13 protein-coding genes are annotated in these 16822 nt (G+C 73.3%); 7 read left to right on the forward strand and 6 right to left on the reverse strand.

Annotated elements, in window-relative coordinates; translation table 11 throughout:
- The first annotated feature begins 157 nt into the window (after window positions 1-157).
- Window positions 158-1183 carry a WxL protein peptidoglycan domain-containing protein gene (locus ACIRBY_RS29010; RefSeq protein ID WP_403905930.1) on the forward strand — a complete coding sequence of 342 codons (1026 nt, stop codon included), beginning with the start codon at window positions 158-160 and terminating at the stop codon, window positions 1181-1183.
- 100 nt (window positions 1184-1283) lie between these two features.
- Here ACIRBY_RS29010 and ACIRBY_RS29015 read toward each other — a convergent pair whose 3' ends face one another.
- From ACIRBY_RS29015 to iolC, 4 genes are read right to left on the reverse strand one after another with little or no spacing between them, the layout of a single operon-like run.
- The gene (locus tag ACIRBY_RS29015; protein ID WP_403905933.1) at window positions 1284-2783 is read right to left on the reverse strand and encodes a CoA-acylating methylmalonate-semialdehyde dehydrogenase; all 1500 of its coding nucleotides are present in this window, start codon (window positions 2781-2783) and stop codon (window positions 1284-1286) included.
- Window positions 2784-2793: 10 nt separating this feature from the next.
- Window positions 2794-4680, reverse strand: coding sequence for a 3D-(3,5/4)-trihydroxycyclohexane-1,2-dione acylhydrolase (decyclizing) (iolD, locus tag ACIRBY_RS29020; protein WP_403905936.1), 1887 nt, complete (start codon window positions 4678-4680; stop codon window positions 2794-2796).
- Entirely contained in the window at window positions 4677-5690 is a 1014-nt protein-coding gene (gene iolB / locus ACIRBY_RS29025) for a 5-deoxy-glucuronate isomerase (protein WP_403906264.1), read from the reverse strand. The genes iolD and iolB overlap by 4 nt, the downstream gene beginning before the upstream one ends.
- A gap of 7 nt (window positions 5691-5697) precedes the next feature.
- Window positions 5698-6684, reverse strand: a complete 987-nt coding sequence (gene iolC, locus ACIRBY_RS29030; protein ID WP_403905939.1) for a 5-dehydro-2-deoxygluconokinase — start codon at window positions 6682-6684, stop codon at window positions 5698-5700.
- Window positions 6685-6753: 69 nt separating this feature from the next.
- Between iolC and ACIRBY_RS29035 the strand changes: the two genes are divergently transcribed.
- The 5 genes from ACIRBY_RS29035 (at window position 6754) to ACIRBY_RS29055 (ending at window position 11890) form a co-directional block, all read left to right on the forward strand.
- The gene (locus ACIRBY_RS29035) at window positions 6754-7668 is read left to right on the forward strand and encodes a sugar phosphate isomerase/epimerase family protein (RefSeq protein WP_403905942.1); all 915 of its coding nucleotides are present in this window, start codon (window positions 6754-6756) and stop codon (window positions 7666-7668) included.
- 19 nt (window positions 7669-7687) lie between these two features.
- Window positions 7688-8698, forward strand: coding sequence for a Gfo/Idh/MocA family protein (locus tag ACIRBY_RS29040; RefSeq protein WP_403905944.1), 1011 nt, complete (start codon window positions 7688-7690; stop codon window positions 8696-8698).
- 241 nt (window positions 8699-8939) lie between these two features.
- Entirely contained in the window at window positions 8940-9140 is a 201-nt protein-coding gene (locus ACIRBY_RS29045) for a helix-turn-helix transcriptional regulator (protein ID WP_403905947.1), read from the forward strand.
- A 136-nt stretch (window positions 9141-9276) separates the two neighbouring features.
- Window positions 9277-9498: a heavy-metal-associated domain-containing protein gene (locus ACIRBY_RS29050; protein ID WP_403905949.1), complete on the forward strand. Its 222-nt coding sequence runs from the start codon at window positions 9277-9279 to the stop codon at window positions 9496-9498.
- An 88-nt stretch (window positions 9499-9586) separates the two neighbouring features.
- The gene (locus ACIRBY_RS29055; RefSeq protein ID WP_403905951.1) at window positions 9587-11890 is read left to right on the forward strand and encodes a heavy metal translocating P-type ATPase; all 2304 of its coding nucleotides are present in this window, start codon (window positions 9587-9589) and stop codon (window positions 11888-11890) included.
- Window positions 11891-12274: 384 nt separating this feature from the next.
- On the opposite strand, the gene ACIRBY_RS29060 is transcribed toward ACIRBY_RS29055, so the two are convergent.
- Complete coding sequence (locus ACIRBY_RS29060) at window positions 12275-13564, reverse strand: citrate synthase (RefSeq protein ID WP_079427070.1); 1290 nt, start codon at window positions 13562-13564, stop codon at window positions 12275-12277.
- Window positions 13565-13746: 182 nt separating this feature from the next.
- A complete protein-coding gene (locus ACIRBY_RS29065; RefSeq protein WP_403905956.1) occupies window positions 13747-15993 on the reverse strand; it encodes an ATP-dependent RecD-like DNA helicase in 2247 nt (748 codons plus the stop codon).
- A 276-nt stretch (window positions 15994-16269) separates the two neighbouring features.
- On the opposite strand from ACIRBY_RS29065, the gene ACIRBY_RS29070 reads away from it, so the two are divergent.
- Window positions 16270-16785: a DUF937 domain-containing protein gene (locus ACIRBY_RS29070; RefSeq protein ID WP_403905958.1), complete on the forward strand. Its 516-nt coding sequence runs from the start codon at window positions 16270-16272 to the stop codon at window positions 16783-16785.
- Window positions 16786-16822 lie beyond the last annotated feature (37 nt).

A 16822-nucleotide genomic window follows, 5' to 3' on the forward strand; every position in this document is an offset into this window, starting at 1 on the left:
GCCCCGGCGGCGGCGTTTTTTTGGCCCCCACACCCCCCGGGGGGGGGTTCCTTACTCGACCACCCCCCCCCCCCCCCCCCCCCCGGGGGGGGGGCCCCCCCCCCCCCCCCCCACCACCCTCCCCGCTCTCCCGCCCCGACCCTGGAGAAGACCGCCCATGCGCCTGCGCACGACCGTCCTGCGCACCCTCCTCCTCGGCCTGTGCGGGCTGCTGCTGCTCCCCGCCGGCCCCGCCGCGGCCGCGGACAACGGCACCTGGGGCGTCTTCCCGACACCGCCGGCCGGTGCGGCGACGACCGACCGGGCGTACTTCTTCCACCAGGGCGCCGCCGGAGCCGCCATCGGCGACAGCGTGACGCTCCTGAACTCCTCGGACCGGGAGCTGACCTTCCAGGTCTTCGCCACGGACGCGGTGAACACCCCCTCGGGGGGCGCGTTCGCCCTCCTGCCCGCCGAGGCGAAGCCCCGGGACGTCGGCGCCTGGATCGCGCTGGGGCCGGAGGCGGCGGGCACCGTCACCGTGCCGCCCAAGGGCCGCAAGGACATCCCCTTCACGGTCAAGGTCCCCCAGGACGCGGCCCCGGGCGACCACGTGGGCGGGATCGTCGCGCTGAACACGCAGGTCGAGGGGATCCAGCGGGACGGCAGGGTGCAGGTCGGGGTGAAGCGCCAGGTGGGCGCCCGGCTGTACCTGAGGGTGCCGGGTCCGCTGACCCCGGCGCTGAGCGTGGAGGACGTACGGGTCGCCCGCGGCGCGCCGCTCGTGCCCTGGACCAAGGGCGCCCGCGCCACCATCACCTACACCCTGGTCAACCGGGGCAACGTGGTGGTCGAGCCGAAGGTGGCGGTCTCGGCGCGCGGCCTGTTCGGGCGCCGGGTGCTGGAGCGGCCCGCCCGCGGCCCGCAGCCGGCGCTGCTGCCCGGCCAGCGGATCACGCTGAGCGAACCGTGGCCGGACTCCCCCCAGCTGGACCGGGTGGAGGTGGAGGTCAGGGCCGGCGCCGCCGCCTACCCCGGCCTGGACGCGCGGGCCGGTACGGAGTTCCTGGCCGTCCCCTGGCCCGCGGCGGGCACGCTCCTGCTCCTGGCCGCCGCGGGCGTCGCCCTCCTCGTCCTGCGCAGGCGCCGCCGCGCGGCCCCGCAGGCGGCGGAACCCGTACCGGACCTGGCGGGGGCGCGCTGACCGCGTACGGCAGGAACCCCCGGCCGGTGAGGGTGGGCCGGGGGTTCCTGCTGTCCGGGGGCGCGCTCAGGGGCGCGCACAAGGGGTACGGCGGAAGGCGTCAGTGGTTGCGGGGGAAGCCGAGGTCGACGCCCGCGTGGTCCTCGGACGGGTCGGGCCAGCGGGTGGTGACGACCTTGCCGCGCGTGTAGAAGTGGACGCCGTCGTTGCCGTAGATGTGGTGGTCGCCGAAGAGCGAGTCCTTCCAGCCGCCGAAGGAGTGGTAGCCCACCGGCACCGGGATCGGCACGTTGACGCCGACCATGCCCGCCTGGATCTCCAGCTGGAAGCGGCGGGCCGCGCCGCCGTCGCGGGTGAAGATCGCGGTGCCGTTGCCGAACGGCGAGGCGTTGATGAGGGCCACGCCCTCCTCGTAGGTCTCGGCGCGCAGCACGCACAGCACCGGGCCGAAGATCTCGTCGCGGTAGGCGTCGGAGTCGGTCTTGACGTGGTCGAGGAGGGACAGGCCGATCCAGTGGCCGTTCTCGTGGCCGTCGACCGTGTAGCCGGTGCCGTCGAGGACGACCTCCGCGCCCTGGTCGGCGGCGCCCTTGACGTACGAGGCGACCTTGTCGCGGTGGGCGGCGGTGATCAGCGGGCCCATCTCGGACGCCGGGTCGTTGCCGGGGCCGATCTTGATCTTCTCGGCGCGCTCGCGGATCTTCTCGACGAGGGCGTCGCCGATGGCGCCGACCGCGACGACGGCCGAGATGGCCATGCAGCGCTCGCCGGCGGAGCCGTAGGCGGCGGAGACGGCCGCGTCGGCGGCGGCGTCGAGGTCGGCGTCCGGCAGCACCAGCATGTGGTTCTTGGCGCCGCCCAGGGCCTGGACCCGCTTGCCGTTGGCGGAGGCGGTGGTGTGGATGTGGCGGGCGATGGGCGTGGAGCCGACGAAGGAGACGGCGGAGATGTCCGGGTGGGAGAGGAGGGCGTCGACGGCGACCTTGTCACCGTGGACGACGTTCAGCACGCCCGCCGGGAGGCCGGCCTCGGTGGCCAGCTCGGCCAGCTTGTTGGCGGCCGACGGGTCCTTCTCGCTCGGCTTGAGGATGAAGGTGTTGCCGCAGGCCACGGCCAGCGGGAACATCCACATCGGGACCATGGCCGGGAAGTTGAACGGGGTGATGCCCGCGACCACGCCGAGCGGCTGGCGGATGGCGGCCACGTCCACGCGGTTGGACACGGACGTGGACAGCTCGCCCTTGAGCTGGGTGGTGATCCCGCAGGCCAGCTCGACGATCTCCAGGCCGCGGGCGACCTCGCCCAGCGCGTCGGAGTGCACCTTGCCGTGCTCGGCGGTGATCAGCTCGGCGATGGCGTCGCGGTTGGCGTCCAGCAGGGCGCGGTAGGCGAACAGCACCTTGGTGCGGGCGGCCAGCGAGGACTGGCCCCAGGACAGGAAGGCCTCCTTGGCGACCTGTACCGCCGCGTCGACCTCCTCGGCGGAGGCCAGGGCGACCTGCGTGGTGACCTCGCCGGTGGCCGGGTCGGTGACCGGGCCGTAGTTGCCCGACGCGCCCTCGACGGTCTTGCCACCGATCCAGTGGTTGACGGTCTTCATGCTTGCTCCTTCACAGATGGCGACGTCGCTGCGCGGCTTGCCGGTCGTACTCTTCGCGGGCCTGGGCCGCCGACGCACGGGTCGCGGTCTCGGCCACGGGAACATCCCACCACGCCTGTGCCGGGGGTGGGCCCGACACAGTGTCGGGTGTTCGGGTCTGTGCGTAGACACATGTGGGACGGTCGGCCCCGCGCGCCTCGGCCAGGGCTTTTCGCAGGTCACCGATGGTGCGGGTACGGATCACGGCCATTCCGAGGGAGGCGGCGTTGGCCGCCAGGTCCACCGGGAGGGGGTCGCCCGTGTACGCGCCGCCGGGGCCCCGGAAGCGGTACGCCGTGCCGAAGCCCTCGCCGCCGACCGCGTCCGAGAGGCCGCCGATGGAGGCGTAGCCGTGGTTGTCGAGGATGACCACCCTGAGCGGGACGCCCTCCTGGACGGCGGTGACGATCTCGGTCGGGTTCATCAGGTACGAGCCGTCGCCGACGAGCGCCCACACCGGCCGGTCCGGGGCCGCCAGGGCCGCCCCGAGGGCACCCGGGATCTCGTAGCCCATGCAGGAGTACCCGTACTCGACGTGGTACTGGTACGGGGACCGGGCCCGCCAGAGCCGGTGCAGGTCGCCCGGGAGCGAGCCGGCCGCGTTGACGATCACGTCGGTGTCGTCCACGACGGCGTCCAGGGCGCCGAGCACCTGCGCCTGGGTGGGGACGGCGTCCTCGTCGGGGGCGTGGAAGGCCTGGTCCACCAGGGCCTCCCAGTAGCCCTTGGCCCTGCGGTACGTCTGCTCGTACGCGGGGTCCACCCGGTGGCCGGCCAGCTCGGCGCGCAGGGCGTCCAGGCCCTCGCGGGCGTCCGCGACCAGCGGGAGGGCGGCCTGCTTGTGGGCGTCGTACGGGTCGAGGTTGAGGCCGAGGAAGCGGACGCCGGGGTCCTGGAAGAGGGTCGAGGAGGCGGTGGTGAAGTCGGTCAGCCGGGTCCCGGCCGCGATGACCAGGTCGGCGGCGCGGGCCAGGTCGTCGGCGGTGGCGGTGCCGGTGTGGCCGACGGCTCCCACCTCGGCGGGGTGGTCGTGGCGCAGGGCGCCCTTGCCGGCCTGGGTGGCGGCGACGGGGATGCCGGTGGCCCCGGCGAAGGCCCGCAGCGCCTCCTCGGCCCCGCTGTGCCGGATGCCGCCGCCGACGACCATCAGGGGTCGGCGGGCCCGCCGAACCGCCTCGGCGGCGGCCCGCAGCTCGGCGGTGCCGGGCCGGGGGCGGCGCACCGCCCAGACCCGCTCCGCGAAGAACTCCTCGGGCCAGTCGTACGCCTCGGCCTGCACGTCCTGCGGCAGCGCGAGGGTGACGGCGCCGGTCTGCACCGGGTCGGTGAGCACCCGCATCGCCTGGAGGGCGGCCGGGACCAGGGCCTCGGGCCGGTTGATCCGGTCGAAGTACCGGGAGACGGGCCGCAGGGTGTCGTTGACGGAGACGTCCCCGGCGTAAGGGACCTCCAGCTGCTGGAGCACCGGGTCGGCGGGCCGGGTCGCGAAGGTGTCCCCCGGCAGCAGGAGGACGGGGATCCGGTTGACGGTGGCGAGGGCGGCCCCGGTGACCAGGTTGGTCGCGCCGGGGCCGATGGAAGTGGTCACCGCGTGCGCCGAGAGCCGGCCGCGCTGGCGCGCGTACCCGACGGCGGCGTGCACCATGGCCTGTTCGTTGCGTCCCTGGAGGAAGGGCATGGCCCCGGGCCCGCTCTCCAGCAGGGCCTGCCCGACGCCGGCGACGTTCCCGTGCCCGAAGATCCCCCAGGTGGCGGCGATCAGCCGCTGTGTGCGGCCGTCGCGCTCGGTGTACTGGCGGCTCAGGAACCGGACGAGCGCCTGGGCGGTGGTCAGCCGGACGCTGCGCGGCGCGGTCACGGGGTCTCCTCCTCGGGACGGGGGGCGGGGGGTTGGGGCCGGTGCAGCGGGAGCCTGGGATCGACCTCCTGCCCCGCCCACGCCCCGCGAATCCACGCGTGGTCGGGATGGTCGCGGATCAGCCACTCCCGCGTCGCGTCCGGGCCGGCCATCACGTTCAGGTAGTACATGTCGTGGCCGGGCGCCGCGATGGACGGGCCGTGCCAGCCGTCGGGGATGAGGACGACGTCACCCGAACGGACCTCGGCGAGCACGTCGGTCTTCCCGGCGGCCGAGGGCGTCACGCGCTGGTAGCCGACGCCGGGCGTGTCGCCGTGCGGGGCGATCTCGTAGAAGTAGACCTCCTCCAGGCGGGACTCCTCGCCCGGGTGGTGCTCGTCGTGCTTGTGGGGCGGGTACGAGGACCAGTTGCCGCCGGGGGTGAGCACCTCGACGGCGATGAGCCGGTCGCAGGGGAAGGCGTCGGCGGCGGCGAAGTTGTGCACCTGGCGCGAGCACTGCCCGGCGCCGCGCAGCTCGACGGGCACGGCCGCGGCGGGGCCGTACCGGGGCGGCAGGCGGCGTTCGCACCGCGCCCCGACGAGCGCGAACCGGCCGCCCGCGGCGGCGGTCAGGCGGGCGCGGGCGTCCCTCGGCAGGTAGACGAAGTCGGTCGGCCCGTCGAACACCGAGCCGCGGCCCCGCAACCGAAAGCTCCCTGCGGGACCCTCCCCCACCCCGCCCCTTCCCGAAACCGGGGGCTCCGCCCCCGGCCCCCTCGGGGCTCCGCCCCCAGACCCCCGCGCCTCGGACGCCGAGCGGGCCGGATCTTCCGGCCCCGCCGGCGTTTGCGGCGCGGGGTCCGGGGCGGAGCCCCGGGGAACGGGGGAAGGGCGGGTGGGGGACCGCTCCGCGCAGCGGACCTCGCAGCTGCCCGACAGCGGGAGCACGATCCACTCCGCGTCCCCGCAGTCGTGCGCGTACGTCTCCCCGGGCGCGAGGTCGAGGACCCGCAGCCTCGTCCACTCCATCCCCGTCTCAGACAGCACCGGCACGGCCCAGCACCTCCTCCACCTCGTGCGGGAACGGCATCGCCGTCGAACACGCCAGCCGCGAGGCGACGATCGCCCCCGCCGCGTTCGCGTACCGCAGGACCCGCTCCAGCTCCCAGCCCGCCAGCAGCCCGTGGCACAGGGCCCCGCCGAACGCGTCCCCGGCTCCCAGCCCGTTGACCACCGTCACCGGCACCGGCGGGACCTCCACCGCCGTCCCGTCCCGGTGGACGGCGAGCACCCCCTCCGGCCCCCGTTTGACCACCGCCAGCTCCACCCCGGCGGCAAGCAGCGCCCGCGCGGCCGCGTACGGCTCGCTCTCGCCCGTGGCGACCGCGCACTCCTCGGTGTTGCCGACGGCCACCGTCGCCAGGGCGAGCGCCCGCCCGTACCAGGGCCGCGGCGCGTCGCCGTCCCACAGCATCGGCCTCCAGTCCAGGTCGAAGACGGTCGTACCGGACTTCGAGCGGGCCTCCAGCGCGGCCAGGGTCGCGGCGCGGCTCGGCTCGGCGCTGAGACCCGTACCGGTCATCCAGAACACCCGCGCGGCCCGGACCGCCTCCCGGTCGATCTCGCCGGGCTCGATCTCCAGGTCGGGCGCCTTCGGGAGCCGGTAGAAGTAGAGCGGAAAGCGGTCCGGCGGGAAGACCTCGCAGAAGGTGAGGGGCGTCGGGTAGCGCGCCACCTCCCCCACCCACCGGTCGTCGACCCCGAACCCCCGCAGCTCACCGCGCAGATACGCCCCGAAGGGGTCCGCGCCGGTGCGGCTGATCACGGCCGTGCGCCGCCCGAGCCGGGCGGCGGCGACGGCGACGTTCGCCGGCGAGCCGCCGAGGAACTTCCCGAAGGTGTCGGCCTCCGCGAGCGGTACCCCCGTCTTCAGGGGGTAGAGATCCACCCCGATCCGCCCCATCGTGATGAGGTCGTACGCGGACCCGTCCCCGGCCCCGTCCCCTGCGTCCCCCGTGGTCACGTCGGCCGCTCCTCCCACTCCCACTCGTCCTCCCTTTCCCCTCGGACCTCGCACCCTAAGGTGGCCGTCATGACCTCCTCCCCGCCCGCGTTGACCCGTATCCGCATCGGTTCGGCTCCGGACTCCTGGGGTGTCTGGTTCCCGGAGGATCCGCTGCAGACGCCCTGGGACCGTTTCCTCGACGAGGTGTCGGACGCCGGGTACGAGTGGATCGAGCTCGGCCCGTACGGCTACCTGCCCACCGATCCGGACCGGCTCGCCGACGAGACCGCGAAGCGGGGCCTGCGGGTGTCCGCCGGCACCGTCTTCACCGGACTCCATCACGGCCCCGCCGTCTGGGAGCAGACCTGGGCGCACGTGTCGCGGATCGCCGGGCTCGCCCGGGACACGGGCGCGGAGCACCTCGTGGTCATCCCCTCGTTCTGGCGCGACGACAAGACCGGCGGCATGCTGGAGGATCCGGTCCTCACCCCCGCCCAATGGCGTGAACTGACCACCCAGACCGAGCGCCTGGGCCGGGAGGTCCGGGAGCGGTACGGGCTGCGGATCGTGGTCCACCCGCACGCGGACACCCATGTCGACACCCCGGAGAACGTGGCCCGGTTCCTGGACGCCACCGACCCGGATCTGGTCTCCCTGTGCCTGGACACCGGGCACTACGCGTACTGCGGCGGGGACAGCGTCGAGGCGATCGAGACCTTCGGCGAGCGGATCGGCTACCTGCACCTCAAGCAGGTGGACCCGCGGATCCTCGCCGAAGTGGTGGCGGGCGGGATCCCGTTCGGGCCGGCCGTGGAGCGCGGGGTGATGTGCGAGCCGCCGTCGGGAGTGCCCGCGCTGGAGCCCGTGCTGGCGGCGGCGCAGCGGCTCGGGGTGGAGCTGTTCGCGATCGTGGAGCAGGACATGTACCCGTGCCCGCCCGACCGTCCGCTGCCCATCGCCCGGCGCACCCGCGCCTACCTGCGCTCCTGCGGCGCCCGCTGACCCCGGAGGAAGACACATCATGAACACGCTCGGCATCGCCGTCCTCGGCACCGGCAAGATGGGCGCCGACCACGTGCGGCGGATCGGCGACACGGTCGGCGGGGCGCGGGTGGTGGCCGTCGCCGATCCGGACGGGGAGCGGGTCAAGGCGGTCGCGGACCGGGTGGAGGGCGCGGCCGCGTTCACGGACCCGGCGGCGGCCGTGGCCGCCCCGGGGGTGGACGCCGTACTGATCGCCTCGCCCGGCCCGGCGCACGAGGAAGCGATTCTGCACGCCCTGGAGCGGGAGCTTCCGGTGCTCTGCGAGAAGCCCCTGACCCCGGATCCGGAGGGGGCGCTGCGGGTCCTGGAGGCGGAGCGGCGGCTGGGCAGGCGACTGGTGCAGGTGGGGTTCATGCGGCGCTTCGACACCGAGTACGAGCGGCTCAAGGAGCTGCTGGACGGGGGCGGGATCGGCCGGCCGCTGTTCCTGCACTGCCGTCACCGCAACGCCGCCTCGCCGTCCTTCTTCACCAGCGACATGCTGATCAGCGACTCCGTGGTGCACGAGGTGGACGCGGCCCGCTGGCTGCTGGGCCAGGAGGTCACGGCCGTGACGGTGCTCTCGCCGACGCCCTCCTCGGCCGCGCCCGAGGGGCTGCGCGACCCGCGGATGGTGCTGCTGGAGACCTCGGGCGGGGCGATCGTGGACGTGGAGATCTTCGTCAACTGCGGGTTCGGCTACCAGGTGCAGTGCGAGGCGGTCGGGGAGTCCGGCAGCGCCCGGATCGGCGACGGCCACGCCATGGTGGTCCAGTCGGGCGGCCGGTGGGGCGGGGAGATCACCCAGGACTTCACCACCCGCTTCGCCGACGCCTACGACCGCCAGGTGCGGCGGTGGGTGGCGGCGGCCGCGCGGGGGCGGGTGGACGGCCCGGACGCCTGGGACGGGTACGCGGCCGCCGCCGTCTCGGAGGCGGGGCTGGCGGCCGCGCGCAGCGGTGCGCGGACCGAGGTGCGGCTGGTGGAGCGGCCGGAACTCTACCGCTGAGCCTCCGCCCGCGTCCCGGTCCACGGGGCGGCTCCCGTGCCGTGTCGGTCACGGGTGTCGCGCCCGTGTCACACATATCCGGATTACGCGGGTTTTTCGTCACAGACGGTTCACAGCCCCTCCCCCGCCTCCACCGGCCGTCGTTCTCCGGGCACAAAGCGAGTGATCGTCAGTGTCCGCGCGCCGGCTCCCCCGACGGCCTCCCGGCCGGCCCCGGGGCGTGGACGAGGAGGTGTCGTGGATGAGCGACCGACAGCTGTGGTCCTACAAGGAGATCGCCGCCCATATCCGGGTGCAGCCGGACACCGTGCGCTCCTACCGCAAGCACGGGCTGCTTCCGGCCCCCGACCGCGTGGAGGGCGGCAAGCCCTACTGGCTCCCCGACACGATCCGGGCCTGGGTGGCCCGCCGGCCCGGCAACCGGGGGCGGCGCGAGGAGTGATCCCGCCGACCGCACGCGGCCACCGGGCGGACCGGCACACACTGGAGGGGGGCCGGATCGCGACTCGATACCCGGTCAATACCCCCTAGGGGTATAGTCTCTGGTAGAGAGAGACACCCCCTGATAGGAGAACGACATGACCGCCGTGACGGAAACCGTGTACAAGGTCACCGGAATGACCTGTGGGCACTGCGAGGGCGCCGTGACCGCCGAGCTGACCGCCCTGCCGGGCGTCACCTCCGTCAAGGCCGTCGCCGCCACCGGCGAGGTCACCGTGGTGTCCGCCGCCCCGCTCGCCGAGGCCGACGTCCGCGCCGCCGTGGACGAGGCCGGGTACGAGCTCGCCGGCCGGGCCTGAGCCCCTTCCCTTCCGCAGCACCCCGCCGGGCCGCACCCGCCAGCCCCCGACTGGACCGTGCGGCCCGGCCCTTCCCCCGGAGCGGGACATGAGCAGCAGCACAGTGCACGAGGGGCCCATAACCGCGGCCGGCGGCGGCCCGGCGGAGGTCGAGCTGACCATCGGCGGGATGACCTGCGCCTCGTGCGCGGCCCGCATCGAGAAGAAGCTGAACCGGATGGACGGGGTCAGCGCCACGGTGAACTACGCCACCGAGAAGGCGCACGTGTCCTACGGCGACGGCGTCGAGGTGGCCGACCTCATCGCGACGGTGGTCCGCACCGGGTACACGGCCGAGGAGCCCCCGCCGCCGGAGCCGCAGCCCGCACCCGGCTCCGGGCCGCAGGCCCGATCCGAAGCCGACGCCGACGCCGACCCCGCGCTCGCCGCACTGCGGCAGCGGCTGCTGGTGTCCGCCGCCCTGGCCCTGCCCGTCGTCCTGCTGTCGATGGTGCCCGCCCTCCAGTTCGACGACTGGCAGTGGCTCTGCCTGACCCTGGCCTCCCCCGTCGTGGTGTGGGGCGCCCTCCCCTTCCACCGGGCCGCCTGGACCAACGCCCGGCACGGCGCCGCGACCATGGACACCCTGGTCTCGGTCGGCACGCTGGCCGCCTACGCCTGGTCCCTGTGGGCCCTGTTCTTCGGGCACGCGGGCATGACCGGCATGCGGCACGGCTTCGAACTGACGATCACCCGCACGGACGGCTCCTCCGCCCTCTACCTGGAGGTCGCGGCGGGCGTCGTCACCTTCATCCTGCTCGGCCGCTACCTGGAGGCCCGCTCCAAGCGGAAGGCGGGCGCGGCGCTGCGGGCGCTGCTGGAGCTGGGTGCCAAGGACGTGGCCGTGCTGCGGGGCGGGCGGGAGGTCCGGATCCCGGTGGGCGAGCTCGCCGTCGGCGACCGGTTCGTCGTCCGGCCCGGGGAGAAGATCGCCACCGACGGCACGGTCGTCGAGGGCTCCTCCGCCGTGGACGCCTCGATGCTGACCGGCGAGTCCGTCCCGGTCGAGGTGGCGGTCGGGGACGCCGTCGCCGGCGCCACCGTCAACGCCTCCGGGCGGCTGGTCGTGGAGGCCACCCGGATCGGGGCCGACACCCAGCTGTCGCGGATGGCCCGCATGGTGGAGGAGGCGCAGAGCGGCAAGGCCGAGGTGCAGCGGCTCGCCGACCGGATCTCCGGCGTCTTCGTGCCCGTCGTCCTGCTGCTCGCGCTCGGCACCTGGGTCGCCTGGCTGCTGATCACCGACGACGCCACCGCCGCCTTCACCGCCGCCGTGGCCGTCCTGATCATCGCCTGCCCCTGCGCCCTGGGCTTGGCCACCCCGACCGCCCTCATGGTCGGCACCGGGCGCGGCGCGCAGCTCGGCATCCTGATCAAGGGGCCGGAGGTGCTGGAGTCCACCCGTCGGGTGGACACGGTGGTCCTGGACAAGACCGGCACCGTCACCACCGGCCGCATGGCCCTGTCCGGGGTGCACCCCGCGGAGGGGGTGGACGAGAAGGAGCTGCTGCGGCTCGCGGGCGCCCTGGAGCACGCCTCCGAGCACCCGATCGCCCGGGCGGTCGCCGCCGGAGCCGCCGAGGCGGCCGAGGCCGCGGGCGGGCTGCCGGTCCCCGAGTCCTTCGAGAACCTCGCCGGGCTGGGCGTCCGGGGGGTGGTCGAGGGCCGCTCCGTGCTGGTGGGGCGCGAACGGCTGCTGGCCGAGCGGGGCGTCACCGTGTCCGGCGCCCTCGCCCGGGCCGGGGCGGCCGCCGAGGCCGCCGGCAGCACGGCGGTGCTGGTCGCCTGGGACGGCGAGGCCCGCGGGGTGCTGACCGTGGCCGACGCCGTGAAGCCGACCAGCGCCGAGGCCGTGGCCCGGCTGCGGGCCCTCGGCCTGACCCCGGTCCTGCTGACCGGCGACAACAGGGCGGTGGCCGAGACGGTGGCCCGGGAGGTGGGCATCGACGAGGTGATCGCCGAGGTGCTCCCGCAGGACAAGGTGGACGTCGTCCGCCGGCTCCAGGCCGAGGGCCGTACGGTCGCGATGGTCGGCGACGGGGTCAACGACGCGGCCGCCCTGGCCCGGGCCGACCTGGGCCTGGCGATGGGGACCGGCGCCGACGCCGCCATCGAGGCCGGCGACCTGACCCTCGTACGGGGCGACCTGCGGGTGGCGGCCGACGCCATCCGGCTCTCGCGCCGGACGCTGGCCACCATCAAGGGCAACCTGTTCTGGGCCTTCGGCTACAACCTGGCGGCGCTGCCGCTGGCCGCGGCGGGCCTGCTCAACCCGATGATCGCGGGGGCCGCGATGGCCTTCTCCTCGGTCTTCGTCGTCACCAACAGCCTGCGGCTGCGCTCGTTCCGCTGAGGGAGGGCCTCCTCGGGGCCTCCTCGACGGGGCCTCCTCCTCGAGGCCTCCACATCTCCTTCACTGGAGACGCAGATCACAGTGATGACAACGTAACCATCCGGGGTCGTCCCGGGTCTAATGGGGCGATGCCAGAAACATCTTGGGGGATGTTTCACGGAGGTCTTGGGGGACGTCCGCGGCATTCGCCGGCCGGGACGCGTGCCCTCGGGAAGCCTTGAGCGGCCCTCCCGACCCGAACGGGTCCCGGCACACACCGACGCCCCGGCGCGGGTCCCGTGGGGGGAATCCGCCGCCGGGGAAAGGGAAGCGCCCCGCCCGTCGACCCGTGGGGGGATCGACGGCGGGGCGCTTTTCGCGTGTCCGGGCCCTGGGGGCTCAGATTCAGCGGGCCTCGACCGGGACGAAGTCGCGCAGGACCTCGCCGGTGTAGATCTGGCGCGGACGGCCGATGCGGGAGCCGGGCTCCTTGATCATCTCGTGCCACTGGGCGATCCAGCCGGGCAGGCGGCCGAGCGCGAACAGCACGGTGAACATCTCGGTCGGGAAGCCCATGGCCCGGTAGATCAGACCGGTGTAGAAGTCCACGTTCGGGTAGAGGTTGCGCGAGACGAAGTACTCGTCGGCGAGCGCGTGCTCCTCCAGCTTGAGCGCGATGTCCAGCAGCTCGTCGCTCTTGCCGAGCGCCGAGAGGACGTCGTGCGCCGCAGCCTTGATGATCTTCGCCCGGGGGTCGAAGCTCTTGTAGACGCGGTGCCCGAAGCCCATCAGGCGGACGCCGTCCTCCTTGTTCTTCACCTTGCGGATGAAGGCGTCGACGTCGCCGCCGTCCTTCTTGATGCCCTCGAGCATCTCCAGGACGGACTGGTTGGCGCCACCGTGCAGCGGGCCCCACAGGGCCGAGATGCCGGCGGAGATCGAGGCGAACATGTTCGCCTGCGAGGAGCCGACCAGACGGACGGTGGAGGTCGAGCAGTTCTGCTCGTGGTCCGCGTGCAGGATCAGCAGCTTGTCGAGCGCGGAGACCACGACCGGGTCGAGCTCGTACTCCTGGGCCGGCACGGAGAAGGTCATGCGCAGGAAGTTCTCGACGTAACCGAGGTCGTTACGCGGGTAGACCACCGGGTGGCCGACCGACTTCTTGTACGCGTAGGCCGCGATCGTCGGGAGCTTGGCCAGCAGGCGGATCGTCGAGAGGTGGCGCTGCTTCTCGTCGAACGGGTTGTGGCTGTCCTGGTAGAAGGTGGACAGCGCACTGACGACCGAGGACAGCATGGCCATCGGGTGGGCGTCGCGCGGGAAGCCGTCGTAGAACCGCTTGACGTCCTCGTGCAGCAGGGTGTGCTGGGTGATCTCGTTGCGGAACGACGCGAGCTGGTCGACGGTCGGCAGCTCACCGTTGATCAGGAGGTAGGCGACCTCGATGAAGGTCGAGCGCTCCGCCAGCTGCTCGATCGGGTAGCCGCGGTAGCGCAGGATGCCCTGCTCACCGTCGAGGTAGGTAATCGCGGACTTGTACGCGGCGGTGTTGCCGTAGCCGCTGTCCAGAGTGACGAGCCCGGTCTGGGCCCTCAGCTTCGCGATGTCGAAGCCCTGGTCACCGACGGTGCTTTCGATCACCGGGTAGGTGTATTCGCCGTCCGCGTACCGGAGTACTACAGAGTTGTCGCTCACGTCATCCCTCACCGACGTAGTGCCTCTTCTTCGAGGTGCCCTGACTGCCTCTACCTTCCCCCATTTGGCGCAGGAGAGTGCACTCGGGGTCGGCCTTTGGTCTTTTTGACGGCACTGAGTGCCGTCAACCTGCACATCCTGCCTTGCGCGCGGCACTTGTGGGAACCCAAATGATCGATCATCTAGGTGATGTTTCCCACCGGTATCCGTCCGGCGAGCCGTGCCGCCACCGCCGTGAACCTCCTGCCTGCGGAAACGGTCCGCACGGCCTGTCCGAGGGCCTTGCGCGACCCGACCAGGACGACGAGTTTCTTCGCCCTGGTCACAGCGGTGTAGAGCAGGTTCCGCTGGAGCATCATCCAAGCCCCGGTCGTGACCGGGATCACGACCGCCGGATATTCACTCCCCTGGGAGCGGTGGATGGTGACGGCGTAGGCGTGCGCCAGCTCGTCCAGCTCCGCGAACTCGTACCCCACCTCCTCGTCCTCCTCCGTACGGACCGTCAAGCGCTGCTCGTCCGGGTCGAGAGCGGTCACCACGCCGACGGTCCCGTTGAAGACGCCATTGGCGCCCTTCTCATAGTTGTTCCTGATTTGCGTGACTTTGTCACCCACACGGAAGACCCGGCCGCCGAACCGCTTCTCAGGCAGGTTCGGCCTGGCCGGGGTGATGGCCTGCTGGAGCAGGCCGTTCAGGTGGCCCGCGCCGGCCGGGCCCCGGTGCATGGGCGCCAGCACCTGGATGTCGCGGCGCGGGTCGAGCCCGAATCTGGCGGGGATCCGGCGGGCGGCCACGTCCACCGCGAGCACTCCCGCCGCCTCCGTGTCCTCCTCGGGGAAGAGGAAGAAGTCCGGCAGGCCGTCGGTGAGGGGCGGCACCCCGGTGTTGATGCGATGGGCGTTGGTGACCACGCCCGACTGCTGGGCCTGCCGGAAGATCCGGGTCAGCCGGACGGCGGGCACCGGCCCGCCCTCGGCGAGCAGGTCCCGCAGCACCTCGCCGGCGCCGACGGAGGGGAGCTGGTCCACGTCGCCGACCAGCAGCAGGTGCGCCCCGGGGGCCACCGCCTTGACCAGTTTGTTGGCGAGCAGCAGGTCCAGCATCGAGGCCTCGTCGACCACGACCAGGTCGGCGTCCAGCGGCCGGTCCCGGTCGTAGGCGGCGTCCCCGCCCGGTTTCAGCTCCAGCAGCCGGTGCACGGTGGAGGCCTCGGCGCCGGTGAGCTCGGACAGCCGCTTCGCCGCCCGGCCGGTGGGGGCGGCGAGGACCACCTTGGCCTTCTTGGCCCGGGCCAGCTCCACGATGGAGCGCACGGTGAAGGACTTCCCGCACCCCGGCCCGCCGGTGAGGACGGCGACCTTGCGGGTCAGGGCCAGCCGGACCGCGTCCCGCTGCTCGGGGGCGAGGGCGGCCCCGGTCCGGGCCGCGAGCCAGCCCAGGGCCTTCTCCCAGTCCACGTCCCGGAAGCCGGGCATCCGGTCCTCCTCGGTGTTGAGCAGCCGGCGGACCTGGCCCGCCAGCGACAGCTCGGCCCGGTGGAAGGGGACCAGGTACACGGCGGTGAGGGGGTCCGGGCCGCCCTGGGGGTCGGGCACGGACTCCCGTACGACCCCTTCCGGATCGGCGGCGAGGTCGGCCAGGCAGTCGATGACCAGCCCGGTGTCCACCTGGAGCAGCTTCACCCCGTCGGAGATGAGCCGCTCCTGGGGGAGGAAGCAGTGGCCCTGGTCTGCGGACTGGGACAGGGCGTACTGGAGCCCGGCCCTGACCCGCTCGGGGCTGTCGTGCGGGATCCCGACGGCCTGGGCGATGCGGTCGGCGGTGAGGAAGCCGATGCCCCAGACGTCGGCGGCGAGCCGGTACGGCTGGTTGCGCACCACCGAGATGGAGGCGTCCCCGTACTTCTTGTAGATGCGGACGGCGATGGAGGTGGAGACCCCGACGCCCTGGAGGAAGACCATGACCTCCTTGATGGCCTTCTGCTCCTCCCAGGCGGCGCCGATCAGCTTCGTCCGCTTGGGGCCCAGGCCCGGCACCTCGATCAGCCGCTTCGGCTCGGCCTCGATGACGTCGAGGGTGTCGGTGCCGAAGTGCTCCACGATCCGGTCGGCGATCCTCGGCCCGATGCCCTTGATCAGGCCGGAGCCCAGGTAGCGCCGGATGCCCTGGATGGTGGCGGGCAGGACCGTCGTGTAGTTCTCGACGCTGAACTGCCTGCCGTACTGCGGGTGCGAGCCCCAGCGGCCCTCCATGCGCAGGGACTCGCCGGGCTGGGCGCCCAGCAGCGAGCCGACGACCGTCAGCAGATCGCCGGCGCCCCGGCCCGTGTCGACCCGGGCGACCGTGTAGCCGCTGTCCTCGTTGGCGTAGGTGATGCGCTCCAGCACCCCCTCGACCACCGCCGGTTGCCCCGCCCCGTTGTTCGCCATGGCACGAAGCTACCGTCCCGCGCCGACAGCGGGCCGCCCCTGTGGACGAACGAAAGGGGGTCCGGCCTCGCGGCCGGACCCCCTCACGGTTACCCCTCCCTCGTCGGACTTCCCGATCCCCCCGGATCCCCTCCCGGAAGTCCCGACGCACCGTACGACCCGCGTACGGCGCGAAGGGTTGCATGCGGAATCACAGCTTTACCTTTCCGTTACCGACGGTGCTCCGGAGGTCGCTCTGAGATGCCGATAAACCCCCGCACACGTAGCGTTCCCGGCATGAGCGAATCTTCCTTCCAGGACGACGTGATGCACGAGCTCGGTGACGACCGGCTCCAGGAGATCGCCGGTCTGCTCGGCACCGACGCCGACGGCGCCCGCGCGGTCGTCACCGAAACCGCCGGCGCGATGACGGGCGGCCTCCAGGAGAAGGCGGAGGGCGGGGACGACGAGGTCCGCCAGGCCGTCGCGGAAGCGGCCCAGCTGCCCCTCCAGGGCGTGTCCACCCTGGGCGGCGGGCTCGGCGGGCTGCTCGGCGGCGGGATGATGGCCGGCGTCCTGAGCAAGGTCGGCAAGCCGGTCGCCGAGGCGGTGTCGAAGAAGACGGGCATCCCCGCCGCGACCGTCGCCCGGGTCATCGAGATGCTGATCCCCGTCCTGCTGGCCGTCTTCGCCAAGCGTGCCGCCGGCAGGGGCGCGCCCGCCGCGGGCGCCCCGGCCCCGGGCGCCGCCCCAGCGGAGGGCGGCGGCCTCGGCGACCTGCTGGGCCAGATCCTCGGCGGCGGCAAGAAGTAGCGGCGGCGGAGCCCGCCGGCCCGGGCGCGCGTCCGCC

Source organism: Streptomyces sp. NPDC096136, from assembly GCF_044763325.1.
In the GTDB taxonomy this organism is placed as follows: Bacteria; Actinomycetota; Actinomycetes; order Streptomycetales; family Streptomycetaceae; genus Streptomyces.